Genomic DNA, 19,731 nt, shown 5'->3' on the forward strand with positions numbered 1-19,731 from the left:
TTTTCGCCACGTTCATCGGTCGCGGCAAAGACTGGCAGCCAGTCTCCACGGAGCAGTGCCATGTCCGACAAACGCGAGCTGATCAGTCCCAACGGTGACAAGCGCTACGTGCGGCGCGATGAGCAGGGCCGGTTCAAGGAATCCGACGATGTCTCCCGCTCGCTTTCGCAGGACGTGAAGCGAAGTGCGAAGACCGAGTCCAAGCCGGGTCAGGGTGACCGCGGCGATCGCAAGCGGTAAGCGGCGATCGCAAAAAGTAGAACCTTGGATCGGGCCGCTCAGCGCGGCCCGATCTGTTCCCGCTTCGGTGCACGGCGGTCGCGCACCAGCGCATTGATCACGACCGCGAGCCCAAGCCCGCTGCCGATCAGGAACATCACCATCGCGATGGTCGGGTAGCCGAACAGCTGCGACTGTGTTTCCACGCGCATCAGCAGGGCGGAGGAGATGATGAGCGCCGCGGTGACGAGCCCGGCAGTGATGCGGTTCGCGATCTTCTGCAGGTTCTCCATCAACCGGGATTCCTCCAGCCCGGTTATGCCGAACTGCATGCGATTCTCGGCCAGCAGGCCCAGCACGTCGGAAATCTTGCGCGGCGCGTCGCGCATCAACGCCTGCATCTCCATCATCTCGCCCGCGAGCTTCGCCGGCGACATCGACTGCCGCATGCGATCGCGCATGACGTTCTGCAGGTGGCCTTCGATGACGTTCTTGATGTCGAGGTCCGGCGCCAGCGAATCGCAGACGACTTCGAGGTTCAGAAGCGTCTTGCCGAGCAGGCTCATCTCCGACGGCGTGCGCAGCCCGCAGGCCGTGCCCAGCCGCGTGAGTTCGAGTACCAGCCGGCCCTCGCTGAGCCCGCGCGAGTGGCTTCGATGGGCCGCGAATTTTGCGACCAGCTGGCTGACTTCGCGCTGGTAGCGCTGCTCATCGAACTCTTCAAGGCGCGTGCCGATCGCGACCGCCTCGCGCACCACGTCTTCGCCACGGCCGTCCACCGCCGCGAACAGCAGCTGGAACAGCCTGTCGCGTTGGCGCGGCGGGATGTGCGCCACCATGCCCAGATCGAACAGCGCCAGCCGTCCGGTCGGCGTCAGCAGCAGGTTGCCCGGATGCGGGTCGGCGTGGATCTGGCCGTGCACGAGCACCTGATCGAGATAGCCCCGCATCAGCGCGGCTGCCAGGTCTTCGAGATTCTGGTGCGTTCGGCGCATGCCCGAGATCTCGGTGACCTTGATGCCGGTTACCAGATCCATCGTCAGCACGCGCTTGCGCGTGTAGTCCCAGACGGGCTGGGGTACGCACAACTCGGGGTAGGGCTCGAAGCGCTCGCCAAAACGTTCGAGGTTCTCGGCTTCGGTGCGGTAATCGAGCTCGGCGATCAACGTCTTGCGGAACTCGTGCACCCAGTCCGCGAAATGCACGCGTCGGCCGATATCGGTGGCGCGATCGAGCCGCGTGGCCACGGAGTTCAACGAGTCCAGGTCCGAATACAGCTGGTCGATGATGCCGGGGCGCTGGACCTTGACCGCCACCGCGCGTCCGTCGCGCAGCGTCGCGCGATGCACCTGCGCGAGCGACGCCCCACCCAGCGGCTCTTCATCGAAGCTCGCGAACGCCTTGCTCAGTCGGACGCCGAGCTCGGACTCGACGACTTCCCGGACCTCGTCGAACGGGACCGGCGCCACGTTGTCCTGCATGCGTTCGAGCGCGGCGATGTATGCCGGCGGCACCATGTCGGGCCGCGTCGACAGCGCCTGTCCGAGTTTGACGAACGTCGGGCCGAGGGCCTCCAGGTCGGATACGAATTCTTCCGGCTTGCCCTCCTTCGGGAGGTCTTCGTCGCGCGGCGCCATCGCATCGGCGTCGAGACCGGTGAACACGCCCGAACTGCGGTACTTCAGCAAAAAGCGCACGATCTGCGCGGTGCGGGCGAGCCCGGTCGGCTTGTCGGTCATGGCGTTCTCCAGTGCAGCGCCAGCGTATCGACCGCAACGTCAACGGCCTTTCACCGAAGTGACCGCAGGATTAAGCGATGCAACAGGCGCTGCGCACGCTCTGGACGGTGGGCCACTCGACCCGGTCGCTCGATGAGCTGGCGGACCTGCTGAGGGCGCGCGGCATCACGACACTGGTCGATGTGCGCAGGTTTGCCGGGTCACGTCGTAACCCGCAATTCTCGGGCGAGTCGCTCGCCCGCGAATTGCCGGCCGAAGGCATCGACTATGTCGCGATGCCGGACCTGGGTGGGCGGCGCGAGCCGCGCGACGAAGCGGCATCTTCAACGTGGCGCAATGCCGCGTTTCGCGGCTACGCGCAGTACATGGCCACGCCGGCCTATGCGCGTGCCCGCGCCCGGCTTGCCGCGCTTGCGTCGGCGCAGCCGGTGGCGGTGATGTGTGCCGAGGGCGCCTGGCGCCAGTGCCACCGCAGTCTGATTTCGGACGACTTCAAGGCCGCGGGCTGGACGGTGCTGCATATCGCCGCGCCCGGGCAGGCGGAAGAGCACCCCTACACGGACGCGGCGCGGATCGAGAACGGCCGGCTGACCTACGCTCCGCCGGCGGACGCTCAGGGCTCGCTGTTCTGAGCCGGTGCCGGGGCCGTCGCGGCGCCCGGCGTTTTTGACACCGGCGGAACCAGCTGAAGGAGGCGGCCCTTGCTCTCGTCAGTGACGACGTAGACGTTGCCATCCGCGCCGACCCGCACGTCACGAATGCGCGCGCCCAGGTCTTCGAGCAGCCGCTCCTCGCCGGTGATGCGGTTGCCGTCCAGGCTCAGACGGATCAGCGCGCCTGCCGACAGCGCGCCGATGAACAGGCTGTCGTTCCAGGCCGAGTCCGGGCGTCCCGTGTAGAACGCCATGCCCGACAGCGCGGGTGAGCGTTTCCAGAAATGGTGCGGCGCAACGGTGTCCGGTGCGTTCTCGCCGATCGCCTCGGGAATCGCCAGCCCCGAGTAATTGATGCCGTGCGTCGCAAGCGGCCAGCCGTAGTTCTTGCCGGGCTCGGGCAGGTTGATCTCATCGCCGCCGCGCGGGCCGTGCTCGGCCTCCCACAGCGTGCCCGTGCGCGGGTCGACTGCGAGCGACTGCGAGTTCCGGTGGCCGTAGCTCCAGATCTCAGGACGCGCATCGGTGCGGCCGACGAACGGATTGTCCGCCGGCACGCTGCCATCGAGGTTCAGGCGCACGAGCTTGCCCTGCAGCATGTCCAGCTTCTGTGCGGCGATGCGCTCGTTGCGCTCACCCTGGCTGATGAAGACGTGCCCCTTTCCATCGAACGCGATGCGCGAGCCGAAATGCATTTCGCCATCGAGCTTGGGCTGTTGCTGGTAGATGCGCTTGACGTCCGACAGCGCGCCATCGCCGAGGATCGCGGTGGCGACCGCGGTGCCGGCGGTGCCGTCCGGTCCGGGCTCGGCATAGCTCAGGTAGATGCGCCGGCTGCTGGCGAAATCCGGCGCCAGAACCACGTCGAGCAGGCCGCCCTGGCCCTCGGCCATCACCTCGGGGACGTTCGCGATCGGCTCGGAGATTTCGCCCGTCGCGCTGATGCGGCGCAGGCGGCCCGGCCGCTCGGTCACCAGGAAGCCGCCGTCGGGCAGTGGTGCGACCGCCCACGGGTGTTCGAGCCCGACCGCCAGCTCGCGCACCTGCATGCGTTCGCCCGGCGTCGGAGCGGTGGAGGCTGCGGCAGTGGTCTTTACTGCCGGAGCGGTGCCGGCGGCGGACTCGGAGGCCGCATCGCAGGCGGCGAGGCTGGAGGCGAGGGCAAGTGCGAGGGCGCAGGCGCGGGCGGTGTGGGGCATGGCGGTTTCCCTGTGGGGCTGGGCCAAGGGTCGCATGAGACCGGCACGCCCGCGTGGCGGCCTTTGGCGGCATGCCGGCCGCGATCAGCGGTAACCGGCCGCCTGCAGTTCGAAGAGCTCCGCGTAGCGGCCGCCCTGCGCCAGCAGCTGCTCGTGCGTGCCGCTGGCTTCGAGCCGGCCGTCGGCCAGCACCAGGATCCGGTCCGCCATGCGCACGCTGGAGAACCGGTGCGAGATCAGCACGGCGGTCCGCCCCGCGGACAGTTCCCTGAAGCGGCTGAAGATTTCGTACTCGGCGCGCGCATCCAGCGCCGCGGTCGGCTCGTCGAGGATCATGACCTGCGCATCGCGCATGTACGCCCGCGCGATCGCGAGCTTCTGCCATTGCCCACCCGACAGATCCACGCCTTGGCGGAAGCGGCGCCCGACGATCTGGTCGTAACCGCCGGGCAGCGCTTCTATCATGCCGTCGGCCATCGCGCGGCGGGCGGCATCACGCACGCGTTCGCGGTCGTGCACTGCCTCGACGCGGCCCACGCCAATGTTTTCCGCCGCCGTAAGGTGGTAGCGCACGAAGTCCTGGAAGATCACGCCGACCTGGCTGCGCAGGTCGCCCAGGTCGTATTCGCGCAGGTCGCGGCCGTCCAGCAGCACGCGGCCCTCGCTCGGGTCGTAGAGCCGCGCGAGCAGTTTCACCAGCGTGGTCTTGCCGGCGCCGTTTTCGCCGACGAGGGCCAGCACTTCGCCGGCGGGCAGCTCGAAGTCGACGCCGCGCAGCGCCCACTGTTCGGCCTCGGGATAGCGGAAGCCCAGGTTCTCGAATGCGAACCCGCGTGTGATCGGCTGCGGCACCGGTACCGCGTTCGCCGGTGAGACGATCCGCGGCTTGATCTCGAAGAACGAGAACAGGTCGTCGAGGTACAGCGCCTGCCCGGCAACCTGCGAAAACCCCACTAGCAGGCCCTCCAGCAGCTGGCGCAGCCTCAGGAAGCTGCCTGCGAGAAACGTCAAATCACCGATGCTGAAATCCCCGCGAACCGTGCGCCAGGCGATGTACGCGAACGCGGCGTAATAGCCGAGCGTGCCCAGCGCCGCCAGCACCATGCCCCATGCGGCCCGGCGGCGGGCCAGCGCGCGGTTCGCGTCGAAGAACCGCTGCGCGAGCGCGCGGTAGCGCTCGATCAGGAAGCGGTGCAGGTTGAAGATCTTCACTTCCTTCGCGGTCTCGACCGTCGCGCCGAGCTGGCGCACGTACTCGAGCTGGCGCCGCTCCGGCGTCCATGCGTAGCTCAGCGAATAACCGACCGCGTTGAAATGCGCCTCGCCGATGAAGGCCGGTACGAGGGCGAGCGCGAGCAGGGCGATCAGCCACGGTGCGTAGACCAGCAGCCCGGCTGCGAACGTGGCGACCGTGATCGCGTCCTGCAGCTGGCCGAACAGCTGGCTCATGAGGTTCATGCGGCCCATCGTCTGGCGCCGCGCGCGATCGAGCCGGTCCTGCAGGTCCGGGTCCTCGAAGTCCTCGAGGTCGAGCGTCGCCGCGTGCTGCATCAACCGCACGCTGGTCGCATTGGTGAACAGCTCCGACAGTAGCGTGTCGGCGTAGCTGATCAGTCGCCCGAGCAGGTCGGCCGCGATTGCCAGACCGAACTCGATGGCCAGAAGGACGAGCAGCCCGTCGAGTTGCCCGCTCGACAATGCGATGGCCGGGTCATCGACCACCGCACCGCCGGCGACCAGCCGCACCACCTCGTCGATGATCAGCTTGCCGACGTACAGCGTCGCGACCGGAAGCACGGCGCGCAGCAGCCGCAGACCCAGCGCCATCAGCGTCAGCGACGGACTGGCGCGCCAGATCTCACGCAGGAACGGACCCAGGTTGCGTAGCGCGCTGAACCGCTCACGCAGGCTCAGGCCGTTCGGGTCGGCCGGGGATCGGGCGGGCGGGACGGCGGGCATCGCGCATTGTCGCCAAAGTCTGTGAACCGGTTATCGCAGCGATGGGGCGCTTTTGAACTGCGCGCACAGATCGCGGCGGCCCGGCCTGCGCAAGATGGGCGCTCAATCCCTGCCTTCGTCGGCACCGCATGGTCGCAGGTGCACGGACCGGCAGGCGCACGGCGCGGAGGCCGTGGCCACACATGCGAGCATCCTCCTCGTTCCAGACCACCCCGCGACCTGCGCATGCCCACCTGCGCGCGATGACGTACTGCTGTGGGGCCACACCCCACGCGTTCTCGGCGGCGACGGCTCACATTGGCGGGCGGGCCGCGCAGTGAGCACACTCGTCATGGTGTTGCTGGCGCTTGCGGCCGTCGTCATCGTGGCGGTCGCGGCAATTGCGGCGCTGAAGCGGCAACGCGACGCCGCGGCTGCGCGTGCGAACGCGACAGCGGAACAGCTCGATCGCCTGGTCGACCGTACGCCTGCAATGATTGCCCGCCTGGGCCGCGATCTGCGCCATCGCAGCGCGAACCGCGCCTACCTCGACTGGCACGGCAAGCTCGCCGATGCGGTGGTCGGCAAGTCGATCCTCGAGGTCTATGGCGAACACGCCGCCGGTGCGATGGGGAGCACCGTCCAGCGTGTGCTCGCCGGGCAGCCGCAGCGGCTGCAGGTGCGCACGACCGGCGGGCGGATGCTGGACGTCGTGTTCGAGCCGGATTTCAGCGCCGACGGAACGGTGGACGGATTCCAGCTGTTCGGGCAGGACGTGACCTGGCGCAGCCAGTCCGAGCGTCGCATGCAGGCGCTGCTGGACGCCGCTTACGAGGCTACCGCCGTGCTCGACGGCGATGGTGCCGTGCTGGGCCTCAACGACCGCATGCGCGACGTGCTCGGCGTGACCCGCGAAGGCGCGGTCGGTCGGCCGTTTGGGCAATGGCTCGAAGCAACCTCGCGCGGCCAGTACGGCGTGCTGCTCGAACTCGCGCACTCGCAGGCCGGTACACACTCGATGGGCGCGGCGTCGCCCACCGAGGCGCAACGCGGAGACGGCACGGCATTCCCGGTCGAACTGATGCTCACCAGCGTGCCCGGGGAGGACCCGCCGCGCCTGGTCGTCACGCTGCGGGACCTTACGCCGATCCGCGAAGCCGAACAGGCGATCGCCGACGCCCGGGCGCAGTCGCGTACCGCGGTAGACGCGATCGGCGAGGCCGTCGTGGTCTGCGATTCGGGGCTGCGCATCACGCTGCTCAACCCCGCCGCCTCGCGGCTGAGCGGCTGGAGCGAACGCGATGCGCTCGGCCGGCCGCTCGACGAGGTGATCCGCCTGGCCGACCCCTCGACCGGCGAGGCGAGACCGCCCGCGCTGCGGGAGGCCGTCGCCACCGGCATCACCGTGCGTTCGAAGGACGAACGCGTCGCGCTGGACCGTGACGGCCGGCAGCGGGCCGTGGAGGACACTGCATCACCAACCCGCGATCGCCACGGCATCGTCAGCGGCGGCGTGATGCTGCTGCACGACGTCAGCCATGCGCGCGCGCTCGTGAGCAGCCTGTCGCACATGGCGCAGCACGACCAGCTGACCAAGCTGCCGAACCGCGTACTGCTGCAGGACCGCCTGTCGCAGGCGGTCGCGATGATCCCGCGCGGCGGCAAGGGCGCGCTGCTGTACCTCGATCTGGATTTCTTCAAGCACATCAACGATTCGCTCGGCCATCCGGCCGGTGACCACGTGCTGCAGGAAGTCTCCCGCCGGCTGGTTGCGGGCGTGCGTGAGGACGACACCGTCAGCCGCCAGGGCGGCGACGAGTTCGTGCTGCTGCTCAACCGCCTGGCGGACCCGCGCGACGCCGCGCGCGTGGCCGAGAAGCTGATCCGCTCGATCGAGGAGCCGATCCAGTACCAGGGCCAGGACCTGCACGTGTCGGCGAGCATCGGCATCGCGCTGTTCCCGCAGGACGGCCGCGACGTACCGACGATCATGAAACAGGCCGACACCGCGCTGTACTGCGCGAAGGAAGCCGGTCGCTGCCGCTACAGCTATTTCACCGACGTGATGAGCGCGCGCGCCGAGCAGCGCATGCGCACCGAGCACGACCTGCGCATTGCGCTGGCGAACGAGGACTTCCGGCTGCATTTCCAGCCTCGCGTCAGTCACTGCGACCGTCGCGTGATCGGCCTGGAGGCACTGCTGCGCTGGCAGCGCTCGGATGGTCGCACCGTCGCACCAGACGAATTCCTCGACGTCGCCGAGCAGACCGGCCTGATCGTGCAGATCGACGAATGGGTGATGCGCGAGGCCTGTCGCCAGAGCCGCGAATGGCAGGCCTCGGGGCTGCCGGTGGTCCCGATCTCGGTCAACGTTTCGCTTGCGCGCTTCGACGCCGAGCGCCTGATCAGCCACGTCAGGGCCGTGCTCGCCGAGACCGGCGCCGCCCCGGAGGCGCTGGAGATCGAGTTCATCGAAAGCCAGATGTTCGCCCAGCAGGAGCGCGGCCAGCAGGTCATCGGCGAACTCAAGCAGCTTGGCGTGCAGGTCGCGGTCGACGACTTCGGGCGTGGCTTCTCGAGCCTGAACTACCTGGTGCAGTACAAGTTCGACACCCTGAAGATCGACCGGTCGTTCGTGCAGGGCATGCCCGATCCGAAGCACCTGGCGATCGTGCAGGCAGTCGTCGCGATGGGACAGGCGCTCGACTACCGCGTCGTCGCCGAGGGCGTGGAGACGCATGAGCAGGCCGATCTGCTGGCCTCGTTCGGCTGCAACGAAATGCAGGGCTTCCTGTTCAGCCGCCCGCTGGCCGCGGAGCAGTTGCCGGCGCTGCTGCGCAACGGACTGCCGGCCGACTTCCGCCGCTCGGCCTGATCGGGCGTCACGAGCCGCAGGCGGGGGCGGAGCCGCGAGCGGCCGTCCGCTGCCGGGGCCATTTACAGCGGCGAACCATGAAGCCCGTCCGCACGCCGGAGCCCGGCCCCGGCGCCTGGCTCGGCGGTACGGGTAAAATCGCCGGTCACCCGCCAGCCTGCCGCCCGCCGTGAACTTCATTCAGCAAGAGCACTTCATCCAGTCCGTCGCCGACGCGCTGCAGTACATCAGCTACTACCACCCGGTCGACTACATCAAGAGCCTCGCCGCCGCGTACGAGCGCGAGGAGTCGGCCGCGGCGAAGGACGCAATCGCCCAGATCCTGATCAACTCGCGCATGTGCGCCGAGGGCCACCGTCCGATCTGCCAGGACACCGGCATCGTCACCGTGTTCCTTGAGATCGGCATGGAAGTGCAGTGGGGCGGGGCGACCATGAGCGTGGAAGACATGGTCAACGAAGGCGTGCGCCGGGCCTACAACCACCCGGACAACAAGCTGCGTGCGAGCGTGCTGGCCGACCCGGCCGGCAAGCGCCAGAACACGAAGGACAACACGCCGGCCGTCGTGAACATGAAGGTCGTGCCGGGCAACAAGCTCGACGTGATCGTCGCGGCGAAGGGTGGCGGCTCGGAGGCGAAGAGCAAGTTCGCGATGCTCAACCCGTCCGACTCGATCGTCGACTGGGTCCTCAAGACCGTGCCGACGATGGGCGCCGGCTGGTGCCCGCCGGGCATGCTGGGCATCGGTATCGGTGGCACTGCCGAGAAGGCGATGCTGCTCGCGAAGGAAGCGCTGATGGAGCCGATCGACATCACCGAGCTGCAGGCGCGCGGGCCGGCCAATCGCGCGGAGGAGTTGCGCCTGGAGCTGTACGAGAAGGTCAACGCGCTCGGCATCGGTGCGCAGGGCCTCGGTGGGCTGACCACCGTGCTCGACGTGAAGATCAAGGACTATCCGACGCACGCCGCGAACCTGCCGGTTGCGCTGATCCCGAATTGCGCTGCGACGCGCCACGCTCACTTCACGCTCGACGGCTCGGGCCCCGTGATGCTGGATCCGCCGTCGCTCGAGGACTGGCCGGAGCTTACCTACGACGCCAGCAAGGGCCGCCGCGTGAACCTCGATACGGTCACGCCGGAAGAGGTCGCAAGCTGGAAGCCCGGCGAAGTACTGCTGCTCAATGGCAACCTGCTGACCGGCCGCGACGCCGCGCACAAGCGCATGGTCGACATGCTCAACAGGGGCGAGCCGCTGCCGGTCGATTTCCGCGGCCGCTTCATCTACTACGTCGGCCCGGTCGATCCGGTGCGCGACGAGGTCGTCGGCCCCGCCGGCCCGACCACCGCGACGCGCATGGACAAGTTTACCGCGCAGGTGCTGGAACAGACCGGCCTGCTCGGCATGGTCGGCAAGGCCGAGCGCGGCCCGACCGCGATCGATGCGATCCGCGAGCACAGGTCGGTCTACCTGATGGCGGTCGGCGGCGCGGCGTATCTGGTATCGAAGGCGATCAAGGAATCGCGCGTGGTCGGCTTTGCGGACCTCGGGATGGAAGCGATCTACGAGTTCACCGTGCAGGACATGCCGGTGACCGTCGCAGTCGACAGCGAGGGCGAGTCGGTGCACCGCACCGGTCCGCGCGAATGGCAGGCGCGGATCGGCAAGATTCCGGTCGTCGTGGAGTAACGCGGCACGCGTCGGTGCCGCGGTGGTCGGCTGTCCCGCGAGGCTGTGCTCGCGGGCTGCCGGCAAGAGGAGAAGCGCTGTCGGGCGGCGATGCGCCCGGCAGACACGCGAGCAGTGGGTTTGCAGATAAGGCGGCCGCGGGCCGATGCCTGTGTCGCGCCAAGCAAGTGCGCGCGCCTACAGCAATGCAACCAAGTGCCTGAGCCGGGCCTTCGTTTCCATGCGATCGAGGTACTCCTTGGCCATGGTCTCGAGCGCGAGGATGTTCGTCGCGCTCGTGTCGTCGAGGTCGTCGAGTCCCACGACGAGTTCTGCCTGCATCCGGACGTAGCTGTCGCCGACGAGCTGGCGCGCGATGTAGTCCACCGAGTCGGCGTTGCCGTCGAACAGCACATCGATGATCGGGATCGCCCATTCGAGCGCACCCCATTCGCGCGCCGATTGCAGGTCGATCGAGCGGTTGCGTTCACCGCTGCCCACCGACAGCACGACCAGGTCATGGCTCGCGTCAACGCGCGCATCCTTGCGCAGCGCTTCAGCGATTGCCGAGGCCGTCGGATTGTTCGCTACCACGCCGCCATCGATCAGCGCACACGCGCGGCCCTCGACGGTCATTCCATGGGCCGGGAAATACGTCGGTGCCGCCGCCGAGGCGCGGCACACCTCCCAGATCTTCAGGTCGGCATGCTCGGGCTTGAAGCTTTTGAACATCACCGGCCGCCGGCGAATCGTGTCGTACGAGGTGACCAGCGTCGGCCGCGGTAGCTCGCCAAGCCGCGCATCGCCGAAGACCTCGCGCAGCACGCGCTCGAGCCCGGTTCCGTCGTAACGGGGCGCGGAAACGCCCTGGCCGAACGCGCGCCCGAGGCGCGACCACAGACGCCGGGCCATCCCCGGGAAAATCGTGTGCCGGTGCTCGCGGTAGAGCGCGGCGAGCTGCGTCGCGTCCAGGCCAATGCCGAGCCCGCAGGCGATGATTGCGCCCGTCGAGCTGCCGGCCACGAGGTCGAAGCTCTCGGGCAGGCCCGGCTTGCCGGCATCGCGAAGTGCGGCCTCCACGCCGTCCAGCCAGATGCACGTGACGAGGCCGCGGATGCCACCGCCGTCGAGGGAGAGGATGCGTCGCGCCTGCATGGAAACCTCCTTGTCTCGCCTGACGACACTGTATAACGCGGCTCGCGACGCCTAGCCGTGTTCCAGGCATGGCGATCGCGCTAGAGCTGGGTCCGGATCGGGACCAGCAGCGTTTCGACCAACCGCCGCCGCAGCGAGCGCTTGTTCCAGTCCTGGTAGAGATACGGCCGCCCATTCCTGAGGTCGGCCTCGAACGTGCGCGTCATTTCGGCGGCAAAGCGCGGGTCGTACATGTTGAGGCTCGCCTCGTCGTTGAGCCGGAACGAGCGGATGTCGAAGTTCGTCGAACCCACCGACACCATCTCCCGGTCCACGATCAACGCTTTGGCATGCAGCATCGTCGGCTGGTACTCGTATACCTCGACGCCCGCCAGCAGCAGCGGACCCCACGAGGCCTTCGATGAGAACTGGACAGTCACCGAGTCGATGTGTGGACCGGGCAGCAGCACGCGAACGCGCACGCCACGGTGGCGGGCCGCGATGAACGCATTGGTGATGAGCTCGTCAGGCACGAAGTACGACGCCGTGAGGTCGATCGTCTCGTTGGCGGCGGCGATTGCGAGCAGATACATCAGGTGCATGCTCTCGCTTCCGCCGGCGGGCGACGCGATGAACAGGTGGGCCGGGGTGTCGCCCACGGGCTGCAGCGGCGGAAAATAATCCACGCCGTTGAGCACCTCGCCGGTCGTCTTCATCCAGTTGTCGTTGAACGCGGCCTGCATCTGTGCCACCACCGGGCCTTCGACGCGGAAATGGATGTCACGCCAGTGGTCCGGATTCTGCGCGTGCCCAAGCCACTGGTCGGCGATGCCGACTCCGCCGGTAAAGCCGAGCCGGCCGTCGATCACCAGAAGCTTGCGATGGGTCCGGTTGTTGAGACGGCCGAGGTTGAACCAGCGCAGCGGCCGGTAGTGGTGAACCTCGACGCCCGCGTCGCGCATGCGCTCCAGCAGCGCGTCATCCATCTTGAGGCTGCCGGCCCAGTCCAACGTCACGTGCACCTTGACCCCGGCACGGGCGCGCTCGGCCAGCGCGTCGGCAAACGCTTCGCCGACCTCGCCCGACCAGTAGATGTAGGTCTCGAACGTGACCGTCCTGCGTGCACTTGCGATCGCTTCGAGCATCGCGCCGAAGATCTCGTTGCCGTTGTTCAGTGGCGTGATGCGGTTGCCCGGCAGTACGGCCGGGCCGAGCAGAACGGACATCTCGCGCCGGTACTGCTCGTCCGAAATCGCATAGCGGTGCTCGACCCTGCGCTCGAGCTTTCTCTCGGGCGTCGCGAAGTTGACTGCGATGGTGACCAGCAGCACGGTGCACAGCGCAGTCACGAGGACGGCTGCGAGCATGCGCAGGCGGCGTCGGCGTGGTGTTGCGGGAGTTCGAGTCGACATTCGTCACTGTGCGCCCGCCGTTGACCTAACGCGCGCGCCGGGTTGGGCGGGGACTGCCGAAGTGTGGTGCGGGTTACGGTTCGGCCGCCTTCGGGATAGCCGGGCTAGCCTGATCAGGCCTGCAGCGTGAGCGGCACCGAGCCTTCCCGCAGCAAATGCGCGAAGAGCCTTCGCCCGATCGCGGTGCACCGGCCCGCAAACGTAACGCCGCGGGATTCGATCGGAAGCACGCCTCCATCCTGCGTGTTACCTCCGCCGCGCCGCGCAGCAGTTGCGCAGCTCAACCGCCGATCAGATCTGCGAGCGGATCGGCGTGATGAACATTTCGATCAACCTGCGCTTCAGCGGGCGCCGCTTCCAAGCCTCGTAGCTGTATGCCACTGCGCGCTCGAGGTCGTGCTCGTAGACCTCGGTCATCGCAGCGGCGAACTCGCCGTCGTAGACATTGAGGCTGGCCTCGTCGTTGAGCCGGAATGAGCGGATGTCGAAGTTCGTCGAGCCCACCGACACCATCTCGCGGTCCACGATCAGCATCTTCAGGTGCAGCATCGTCGGCCGGTATTCGTGGATCTCGATGCCGGCCAGCAGCAGCGGGCCCCAGCACGCCTTCGAGGCGATCTTGACCGTGAACGAGTCGATGTAATGGCCGGGCACCATGATGCGCACGCGCACCCCGCGCTCGCGGGCGGCGATGAGCGCCTGAGAGATCAGTCGGTCGGGCACGAAGTACGACGCGCACAGATCGACCGACTCCTTCGCCGCCGCGATCGCCATCAGGTACATCAGGTGCATGCTCTCGCTGCCGCTGGCGGGCGACGAAATGAACACGTGCGCAGGGCTGTTGCCGATCGGATCCAGCGGCGGGAAATACTCCTCGCCGTTCAGCACTTCGCCGGTGGACTTGATCCAGTTGTCGTTGAACGCGGCCTGCACCTGGGCGACGACGGGCCCTTCGATGCGGAAGTGCATGTCGCGCCAATGGTGTTCGTCTTCGGCGTTGCCCAGCCACTGGTCGGCGATGCCGACGCCGCCCGTGAAGCCGACCACACCGTCAACGACCAGCAGTTTGCGATGCGTGCGGTTGTTGAGCCGGGTCAGGCTGTACCAGTAGAGCGGCCGGTAGTGGTGGACGTTGACCCCGGCCTCTTTCATGCAATCCAGCAGGTCGTCGTCCATCTTCAGGCTGCCGGCCCAGTCGACGGTGACGGTGACCGCCACGCCCGCCCGCGCGCGCTCGGCCAGTGCCTCGGCGAACTCGCGGCCCACCTTGCCCGACCAGTAGATGTAGGTCTCGAACGTGATCGTCGTGCGTGCGCGGCGGATCGCATCGAGCATCGCAGGGAATATCTCGTTGCCGTTCTGCAGCGGAATGATGCGGTTCCCGGGCAGGATCGCCGGTCCCAGCAGCACCGACATCTCTCGCGTGAACTGCTCGTCCGAGATCGAGTGACGATGCTCGATCTTGCGTTCGAGCTTCTTCTCCGGCGTGGCGACGTTGATGGCGATCAGCACCAGCAGCATGGTCACCAGCACGGTCACGACGATCGTCGAAAGCATGCGTTTTCGGCTCCAGCACAACTGCGGACATGCGCCACGGCACGGGACTGTCACTGTGCCGCTGGCTCGACCAAAGCGGCGTGAATTCGGTGTCTAGCCGCATTCAGCGCGTGGGGCGGCGCATGGGCGATCGACGTGCGCCTACCCGATCGCGTCGCGGCGTCCCTGGGCCGTGACCGGGGCGCCGCAACCACGCGTGCGGCGCCAATAGACGCCGATAAAGCCCGCGGTGGAAACCTGAGGCGAAAGCGTGCTCAGTAGATCCACGCGAGTGCGAACAGCCCCAGCATCGCGAACGCCAGCCCGAGTTTCAGCACCACACCCAGCAGGATGCCGAGCCAGGTACCAAAGCCGACCTTCGTCGCCTGCCGCACCTGGCGGCCGTGCAGCAGCTCGCCGATCAGCGCGCCTACGAAGGGCCCGATCAACAGGCCGATGACGCCGAGGAACAGCCCGGCAAACGTGCCGGCCACCGCGCCGATGATCGCCAGGCGACTCGCGCCGACGCGCTTGGCGCCAAGCGCGGTGGCCATCAGGTCGACGCCCAGCGAGATCACGGTCAGCACGCCCAGCACCGCCAGCGTGATGCCGCCGACCTGTTCGAAGCCATCCGCCCACGCCGCGATCGCCATCCCGGCGAACACCAGCGGCAGGCCGGGCAGCGCGGGAAGCACGATGCCCGCCAGCCCGATCAGTGCCAGGACCGCGGCGAGCACATACCAGAGCACCTGCATATCCATTCGAAATCCTCGTCCGGTCGGCCGGTTTGCAATTTGGGTTGGCGCGGGATACGGTGCCGGCGCTGCCGTTGCCAGGGGTCACCGTGGATCGTGGCCCGATGCGGATGATCGTTGATCGCTACATCGTTGCACCGCTTTCTCCTTGCAACCAGCATGCGGCATTCGCCGTGATATCCACCGCAATGTTCCAAGGAGCAATACATGTCGAACCGTGAAACCGGTACCGTCAAGTGGTTCAACGATGCCAAGGGTTTTGGCTTCATCAGCCGTGAGAACGGCGAAGACGTGTTCGTGCACTTCCGCGCCATCGAGTCGCAGGGCTTCAAGAGCCTGCAGGAAGGCCAGAAGGTCACGTTCACCGTGACGCAGGGCCAGAAGGGCCTGCAGGCTGAGTCGGTCCAGCCGCAGTAATTCCCCCGCGGCCGCTTGCGGCCCGAGTGGATTCGAAACCCGGCTCAGGCCGGGTTTCTTTTTTGCGTCATCGTTGTCCGCGGTAGGGGCGGGCAATAAAAAACGACCCGCCGTAGCGGGTCGTCAAGGACATCCGGAGAGAGAGCCGGGTGGATCAGCGCAGCCAGGCGCGTCCGTCAGCCACGCGGACATACGAGCCTTCGCGGATACCGCCAAGGTCGTTCTGCGTAACAACCGTGGTGCGTCCGTCGTTCATGCGAACGTGCACGTTGTATGCAGCCGCGGACATTCCGCGCTGGATCATGTTGCCGGCGACAGCGCCAGCGGCTGCGCCTGCAACGGTTGCCGTGTTGCGACGGCCTTCGCTTCGGTCTTCCGCCACTTCGCGCCCGGCCGCGGCGCCGACGAGGCCGCCGAGGACCGCGCCAGTTGCCGAGGGTGCACGACTACCGCCGACCTGCTCGATGCGCAGCACGGTGCCACAGTCGAAGCAGTTCGCGGTGCTGCCGCCGTAGGACGGAGCGCCCACACCGGCGCCGACGCCCGCCTGGCCATAGGTTGCACAGCCCGAGAGTGCGAGCGATGCGGCAAGGGCAACGCCTGCGAATCGAATACCAGTCTTCATGGGACCTCCTGCATTGAGGGAGCGGGCGACTCGATCCCGCCACGCGCCGTCAACCTAGGCGCCGATCCGTGAATGCGTCATCAACCGGCGCAGAAGCGCGCGGAGTCTGTTCAGCTGCGCGATCCCCGGCGTGGCGGGCGCACGAAGGCCTAACGTCAGCTGCGGAAATCCTGGTGGCAAGCCTGACACGCGTCGCCGATGTTCTTGACCGTCGCCTTGAGGCCTTGGCAGTTGAGCGGCGGCGACCCGAGCGCCGAGTCGACCGCAGCACGCATCGCGCTGGCGTGCTGCACGTAGCGTGCGTCATCGCGCAGATCGGGGAAGGCGGGTTCGAGGTCGTCCGACAGCGCACGCAGCGTCCGAAGGTGCGGCAGCGTGTCCGTCGCCGCGCAGCGGTTCTCTTTGAGATTGTTGCCCAGCTGCGCGAGGTGCCACTGCTGCACGCGCATGACGCTGCCGGGGAAATGGTCGGCGCGCGCTTCGATCGCCCGCACTGCCATCACCGTGCCGATCACGCCGATCACGAGGCCGACCAGGAACAGGAAGAGGTACCGGGATGCCTGCGTCTTGCGGGGCAGGCCGGGGGCGGATTCGCTCATGTCGTGACTCCATGCGGAAACGCCTGAACCTTATCACGCAGCCTGTTGGGCAAAGGCGTAGAGGCACGGAGCGGCAGGCCTGCCACGATTACAATGCGGCCATGAGCGACCTCGCAAACGATCCGGCCTGGCAGCAACGTTTTTCCGGTATCGACCGGCTCTATGGAGCAGGGTCGGTGCTTCGGCTCTCGCAGTGCCGGGTGGCGGTCGTTGGCATGGGCGGCGTCGGCTCGTGGCTGGTCGAGTCGCTCGCGCGTACAGGCGTCGGCAATCTCACGTTGATCGACGCCGATGACATCTGCGTTTCGAATACGAACCGTCAGTTGCCTGCGCTTGCCGGGCAGTACGGACGCGCGAAAGTCGAGGCGATGGCCGAACGCTGCCGGGCGATCAACCCGCAGATGACGGTCGAGACCATCCCGAGCTTCCTGACCGCGGCGAACCTCGAGGCATTGCTCGACCGCGGCTTCGACCTCGTGCTCGATGCCTGCGACAGTTTCCGCACCAAGGTCGAACTGATCGCCTGGTGTCGGCGCCGAAAGGTGCCGATGGTGGTGGTGGGCGCGGCCGGCGGCCGTACGGACCCGACGCTGGTTCGCATCCGTGACCTCTCCCGCACCGAGCACGACGCGATGCTTGCGCTGATCCGCAAGAAGCTGCGCAGCGAGTTCAACTTTCCGAAAAACCGGGATCGCTACTTCGGCGTGCCGGCGGTCTATTCGCTGGAGAACGTGCGCTACCCGCAGCCGGACGGCACTGTCTGCGGCCTTCGGCCCGGCACCGGGCAGGACGCGGCGTTGAAGCTCGACTGCGGAGCAGGCCTCGGCGCTGCCACCCACATCACCGGCGCCTTCGCGTTCGTAGCGGCGGGCAAGGCGATCGAGCTGCTGCTCAAGCCGCGTAACGCGTAAGCGCTCGCTCAGCGCGCGGTGGCTGGTTCTTCACTGCCGCCGATGGCAGGCAGGCCGAACAGGCGCTCGGCATTCCCGGTAGTAACGGCGGCAATTCGCTCGGTCGTTTCGCCGCGCAGCGCTGCAAGCGTTTCGGCCACGTAGGTGATGCGCGCCGGTTCGTTGCGCTCGCCACGGTGTTTGCAGTCCGGCTGGTCGGGCGCGTCGGTTTCGAGCACCAGCCATTCCAGCGGCGCCGTAGCCGCGAGCGTTCGTAGCCGGTTCGCGCGCGGATAGGTGATCGGGCCGCCGAGGCCCAGCAGGAATCCATTGCGATACAGCATCTCGGCCTGCTGCATGCTGCCCGAGAAGCTGTGCGCGACGCCCCGCAGGCCGCCGACGCGGCGAATCGCGGCGATCACCGCATCCACCGCGCGGCGCGAGTGCACGACGACCGGCAAATCGAAGTCACGCGCGATCCGCAGTTGCGCATCGAAAAAGTGCGCCTGCTGCGCGGGGTCGATCCCCTCCACGTAGAAGTCGAGCCCGCACTCGCCGACCGCGACGGGCCGCTCGCGCTCGATCCAGCCGCGCAGTTCGTCCAGATGGCTGTCGTCGTGGCCGCGAAGGAACATCGGATGAAGGCCGTACGCCGCGAACAGGCCGTCGTGCTCCGCGCATACCTTCCTGAGCTGCGGCCAGCCGGTCGCATCGATCGCGGGCACCACATGGCGCAGCACGCCGGCCGCCGCTGCGCGCGCAAGCATTTCGCCGCGGTCGTGGTCGAAGTCCGCGACATCGAGATGGGCGTGCGTATCGACGAACACCGATCAGCCGCTGCGCGTCGTGGCTCGCGTGTCCTTGCGGCTGGCAAGCCATGCAGTAGCCAGGCCGAGTACGACCTCGTCAATCAACGGGATCGGGTCGAACGGCCACAGCACGCTGATTGCGAACGCGGCGGCAGTGAGCTTGAAGAGTGTCGGATGGCGGAGGCGCCGCGCCCACGTGAGGAACGGCAGCAGGAGGAGGCGAGCCATGGCATTCGGCCTGTGGAGACGGGCCCAACGACGCTAGCACGCATCGGTCGGTTCATCCTGACGACAGCTTGACGTTAAAAATTCGGGTGCCCATTCAGGTTCACGGTGCTCGAATTGCCCCATCCCCCAAACGCCACCCCGGGCAGTCGCAGGAGCTTCGAATGGACAAGAACATCATTGCGGTTGCAGTCGCTTCAATGCTCGTCGGCGGCGTCGCCGTTGCCGCGTACGACAGCTTCACGCCCGAGACGAGAGCCCCCCTGGCCCGAGCGGCTGCACTGCCGGCAGCGAAGAACTTCGCGCCCGTCGCAGACGCCGCGCCGCAGGATGCGATCCGGCCCCAGTACGCGTCGCAGTTCGCGCCCGCTGCGCCAACCGGTCCGCGCATCGAGTACGCCGAGGTGGTCGACGTGGACCCGATCAACGAAAAGCGCCCGCTCTACGCGACGGTCATTGCCACGGACCCCGTCCGTGAAACCAGCACCACTTCGGTGCCGCGCGAAGTCTGTGAGGACGTGGTGGTGCAGGACCGCCTGGCCGAGCGCGACGGCAACGTGGGTGGGACGGTCGCCGGCGCGCTGATCGGTGGCCTGGTCGGAAACCAGGTCGGCGGCGGCAACGGCCGCAAGGCCGCGACCGCTGCAGGCGCGGTGGCCGGCGGATTCATCGGCAATCGGGTCGACCGCAACCATGTCGGCGGCCGTGTCGTCACCCGCACCGACCGGCAGTGCCGCACCGTCTATTCCGATTCCAAGTCATCCCGGGTCGTCGGCTACACCGTCACCTACCGCAACCCGGATGGCACCACCGGGACCATGCAGACGGGCAGCCGCCCCGGCAAGCGCGTCCGGCTCGGCACCGACGACCACGTCGTCGGCTACGACGTGAGCTACCGCTACCAGGGGCAGGTCGACACCGTCCGGCTCGACGATCGCCCGGGTACGCGCCTGCCCGTCATCGACGGCCAGGTCGTGACCCAGACGGCGGCAGCGTTCCAGCCCGATCCGCGCGGCTGATAGGCGAAATCCAGGGTGTCT

Annotated in this window: 18 protein-coding genes; 7 read left to right on the forward strand and 11 right to left on the reverse strand. The window is 67.6% G+C overall.

The features are described 5' to 3' along the window. The first annotated feature begins 60 nt into the window (after positions 1 to 60). Positions 61 to 240, forward strand: coding sequence for a hypothetical protein (locus tag ACFFGH_RS07470; protein ID WP_386666518.1), 180 nt, complete (start codon positions 61 to 63; stop codon positions 238 to 240). 38 nt (positions 241 to 278) lie between these two features. On the opposite strand, the gene ACFFGH_RS07475 is transcribed toward ACFFGH_RS07470, so the two are convergent. Continuing rightward, on the reverse strand, positions 279 to 1,958 hold the full coding sequence (locus ACFFGH_RS07475) for an ABC1 kinase family protein (protein WP_386666520.1): 1,680 nt from the start codon (positions 1,956 to 1,958) through the stop codon (positions 279 to 281). Between the two features lie 77 nt (positions 1,959 to 2,035). On the opposite strand from ACFFGH_RS07475, the gene ACFFGH_RS07480 reads away from it, so the two are divergent. Next, positions 2,036 to 2,590 (forward strand): DUF488 domain-containing protein, encoded by a 555-nt coding sequence (locus ACFFGH_RS07480; RefSeq protein WP_386666522.1) that lies wholly within the window; start codon positions 2,036 to 2,038, stop codon positions 2,588 to 2,590. On the opposite strand, the gene ACFFGH_RS07485 is transcribed toward ACFFGH_RS07480, so the two are convergent. Both ACFFGH_RS07485 and ACFFGH_RS07490 read right to left on the reverse strand, forming a co-directional pair. After that, on the reverse strand, positions 2,572 to 3,810 hold the full coding sequence (locus tag ACFFGH_RS07485; RefSeq protein WP_386666525.1) for a PQQ-dependent sugar dehydrogenase: 1,239 nt from the start codon (positions 3,808 to 3,810) through the stop codon (positions 2,572 to 2,574). The two genes, ACFFGH_RS07480 and ACFFGH_RS07485, sit on opposite strands and share 19 nt — an antisense overlap. A gap of 84 nt (positions 3,811 to 3,894) precedes the next feature. Next, on the reverse strand, positions 3,895 to 5,769 hold the full coding sequence (locus tag ACFFGH_RS07490) for an ABC transporter ATP-binding protein (RefSeq protein WP_386666527.1): 1,875 nt from the start codon (positions 5,767 to 5,769) through the stop codon (positions 3,895 to 3,897). A gap of 316 nt (positions 5,770 to 6,085) precedes the next feature. Here ACFFGH_RS07490 and ACFFGH_RS07495 point away from each other — a divergent pair, with 316 nt between their 5' ends. Together ACFFGH_RS07495 and ACFFGH_RS07500 are read left to right on the forward strand one after the other, a co-directional pair. Continuing rightward, on the forward strand, positions 6,086 to 8,623 hold the full coding sequence (locus ACFFGH_RS07495; RefSeq protein WP_386666529.1) for a sensor domain-containing protein: 2,538 nt from the start codon (positions 6,086 to 6,088) through the stop codon (positions 8,621 to 8,623). 169 nt (positions 8,624 to 8,792) lie between these two features. Continuing rightward, complete coding sequence (locus tag ACFFGH_RS07500) at positions 8,793 to 10,310, forward strand: fumarate hydratase (RefSeq protein ID WP_386666532.1); 1,518 nt, start codon at positions 8,793 to 8,795, stop codon at positions 10,308 to 10,310. 177 nt (positions 10,311 to 10,487) lie between these two features. On the opposite strand, the gene ACFFGH_RS07505 is transcribed toward ACFFGH_RS07500, so the two are convergent. The 4 genes from ACFFGH_RS07505 to ACFFGH_RS07520 all read right to left on the reverse strand — a co-directional run bounded on the left by ACFFGH_RS07505 (position 10,488) and on the right by ACFFGH_RS07520 (position 15,132). Next, on the reverse strand, positions 10,488 to 11,444 hold the full coding sequence (locus ACFFGH_RS07505) for a patatin-like phospholipase family protein (RefSeq protein WP_386666534.1): 957 nt from the start codon (positions 11,442 to 11,444) through the stop codon (positions 10,488 to 10,490). 80 nt (positions 11,445 to 11,524) lie between these two features. Beyond that, on the reverse strand, positions 11,525 to 12,790 hold the full coding sequence (locus ACFFGH_RS07510) for a phospholipase D-like domain-containing protein (protein WP_386666537.1): 1,266 nt from the start codon (positions 12,788 to 12,790) through the stop codon (positions 11,525 to 11,527). A gap of 336 nt (positions 12,791 to 13,126) precedes the next feature. Beyond that, the gene (locus ACFFGH_RS07515; protein ID WP_386666540.1) at positions 13,127 to 14,392 is read right to left on the reverse strand and encodes a phospholipase D-like domain-containing protein; all 1,266 of its coding nucleotides are present in this window, start codon (positions 14,390 to 14,392) and stop codon (positions 13,127 to 13,129) included. A 254-nt stretch (positions 14,393 to 14,646) separates the two neighbouring features. Continuing rightward, the gene (locus ACFFGH_RS07520) at positions 14,647 to 15,132 is read right to left on the reverse strand and encodes a DUF456 domain-containing protein (RefSeq protein ID WP_386666543.1); all 486 of its coding nucleotides are present in this window, start codon (positions 15,130 to 15,132) and stop codon (positions 14,647 to 14,649) included. Positions 15,133 to 15,333: 201 nt separating this feature from the next. Here ACFFGH_RS07520 and ACFFGH_RS07525 point away from each other — a divergent pair, with 201 nt between their 5' ends. Then, positions 15,334 to 15,543, forward strand: a complete 210-nt coding sequence (locus tag ACFFGH_RS07525; RefSeq protein WP_386666545.1) for a cold-shock protein — start codon at positions 15,334 to 15,336, stop codon at positions 15,541 to 15,543. 154 nt (positions 15,544 to 15,697) lie between these two features. On the opposite strand, the gene ACFFGH_RS07530 is transcribed toward ACFFGH_RS07525, so the two are convergent. Both ACFFGH_RS07530 and ACFFGH_RS07535 read right to left on the reverse strand, forming a co-directional pair. Beyond that, positions 15,698 to 16,168 (reverse strand): peptidoglycan-associated outer membrane lipoprotein precursor, encoded by a 471-nt coding sequence (locus tag ACFFGH_RS07530; RefSeq protein ID WP_386666548.1) that lies wholly within the window; start codon positions 16,166 to 16,168, stop codon positions 15,698 to 15,700. A 155-nt stretch (positions 16,169 to 16,323) separates the two neighbouring features. Then, on the reverse strand, positions 16,324 to 16,767 hold the full coding sequence (locus ACFFGH_RS07535; protein ID WP_386666550.1) for a hypothetical protein: 444 nt from the start codon (positions 16,765 to 16,767) through the stop codon (positions 16,324 to 16,326). 101 nt (positions 16,768 to 16,868) lie between these two features. On the opposite strand from ACFFGH_RS07535, the gene ACFFGH_RS07540 reads away from it, so the two are divergent. Continuing rightward, positions 16,869 to 17,678: a tRNA threonylcarbamoyladenosine dehydratase gene (locus ACFFGH_RS07540; protein WP_386666553.1), complete on the forward strand. Its 810-nt coding sequence runs from the start codon at positions 16,869 to 16,871 to the stop codon at positions 17,676 to 17,678. A gap of 8 nt (positions 17,679 to 17,686) precedes the next feature. Here ACFFGH_RS07540 and ACFFGH_RS07545 read toward each other — a convergent pair whose 3' ends face one another. Both ACFFGH_RS07545 and ACFFGH_RS07550 read right to left on the reverse strand, forming a co-directional pair. Next, positions 17,687 to 18,484 carry a TatD family hydrolase gene (locus tag ACFFGH_RS07545; RefSeq protein ID WP_386666555.1) on the reverse strand — a complete coding sequence of 266 codons (798 nt, stop codon included), beginning with the start codon at positions 18,482 to 18,484 and terminating at the stop codon, positions 17,687 to 17,689. Positions 18,485 to 18,487: 3 nt separating this feature from the next. Then, positions 18,488 to 18,694 carry a DUF6116 family protein gene (locus tag ACFFGH_RS07550; protein WP_386666557.1) on the reverse strand — a complete coding sequence of 69 codons (207 nt, stop codon included), beginning with the start codon at positions 18,692 to 18,694 and terminating at the stop codon, positions 18,488 to 18,490. Between the two features lie 161 nt (positions 18,695 to 18,855). Between ACFFGH_RS07550 and ACFFGH_RS07555 the strand changes: the two genes are divergently transcribed. Then, a complete protein-coding gene (locus ACFFGH_RS07555; RefSeq protein WP_386666560.1) occupies positions 18,856 to 19,710 on the forward strand; it encodes a glycine zipper 2TM domain-containing protein in 855 nt (284 codons plus the stop codon). Positions 19,711 to 19,731: the final 21 nt, after the last annotated feature.

The sequence above is a fragment of the Lysobacter korlensis genome, from assembly GCF_042434515.1.

Coding starts and splice junctions, on each gene's coding strand:
- ACFFGH_RS07485 (WP_386666525.1), bottom strand. CDS start 3,810: ATGCCCCACACCGCCCGCGCCTGCGCCCTCGCACTTGCCCTCGCCTCC.
- ACFFGH_RS07470 (WP_386666518.1), top strand. CDS start 61: ATGTCCGACAAACGCGAGCTGATCAGTCCCAACGGTGACAAGCGCTAC.
- ACFFGH_RS07525 (WP_386666545.1), top strand. CDS start 15,334: ATGTCGAACCGTGAAACCGGTACCGTCAAGTGGTTCAACGATGCCAAG.
- ACFFGH_RS07505 (WP_386666534.1), bottom strand. CDS start 11,444: ATGCAGGCGCGACGCATCCTCTCCCTCGACGGCGGTGGCATCCGCGGC.
- ACFFGH_RS07490 (WP_386666527.1), bottom strand. CDS start 5,769: ATGCCCGCCGTCCCGCCCGCCCGATCCCCGGCCGACCCGAACGGCCTG.
- ACFFGH_RS07530 (WP_386666548.1), bottom strand. CDS start 16,168: ATGAAGACTGGTATTCGATTCGCAGGCGTTGCCCTTGCCGCATCGCTC.
- ACFFGH_RS07510 (WP_386666537.1), bottom strand. CDS start 12,790: ATGCTCGCAGCCGTCCTCGTGACTGCGCTGTGCACCGTGCTGCTGGTC.
- ACFFGH_RS07480 (WP_386666522.1), top strand. CDS start 2,036: ATGCAACAGGCGCTGCGCACGCTCTGGACGGTGGGCCACTCGACCCGG.
- ACFFGH_RS07515 (WP_386666540.1), bottom strand. CDS start 14,392: ATGCTTTCGACGATCGTCGTGACCGTGCTGGTGACCATGCTGCTGGTG.
- ACFFGH_RS07535 (WP_386666550.1), bottom strand. CDS start 16,767: ATGAGCGAATCCGCCCCCGGCCTGCCCCGCAAGACGCAGGCATCCCGG.
- ACFFGH_RS07520 (WP_386666543.1), bottom strand. CDS start 15,132: ATGGATATGCAGGTGCTCTGGTATGTGCTCGCCGCGGTCCTGGCACTG.
- ACFFGH_RS07475 (WP_386666520.1), bottom strand. CDS start 1,958: ATGACCGACAAGCCGACCGGGCTCGCCCGCACCGCGCAGATCGTGCGC.
- ACFFGH_RS07550 (WP_386666557.1), bottom strand. CDS start 18,694: ATGGCTCGCCTCCTCCTGCTGCCGTTCCTCACGTGGGCGCGGCGCCTC.
- ACFFGH_RS07540 (WP_386666553.1), top strand. CDS start 16,869: ATGAGCGACCTCGCAAACGATCCGGCCTGGCAGCAACGTTTTTCCGGT.
- ACFFGH_RS07555 (WP_386666560.1), top strand. CDS start 18,856: ATGGACAAGAACATCATTGCGGTTGCAGTCGCTTCAATGCTCGTCGGC.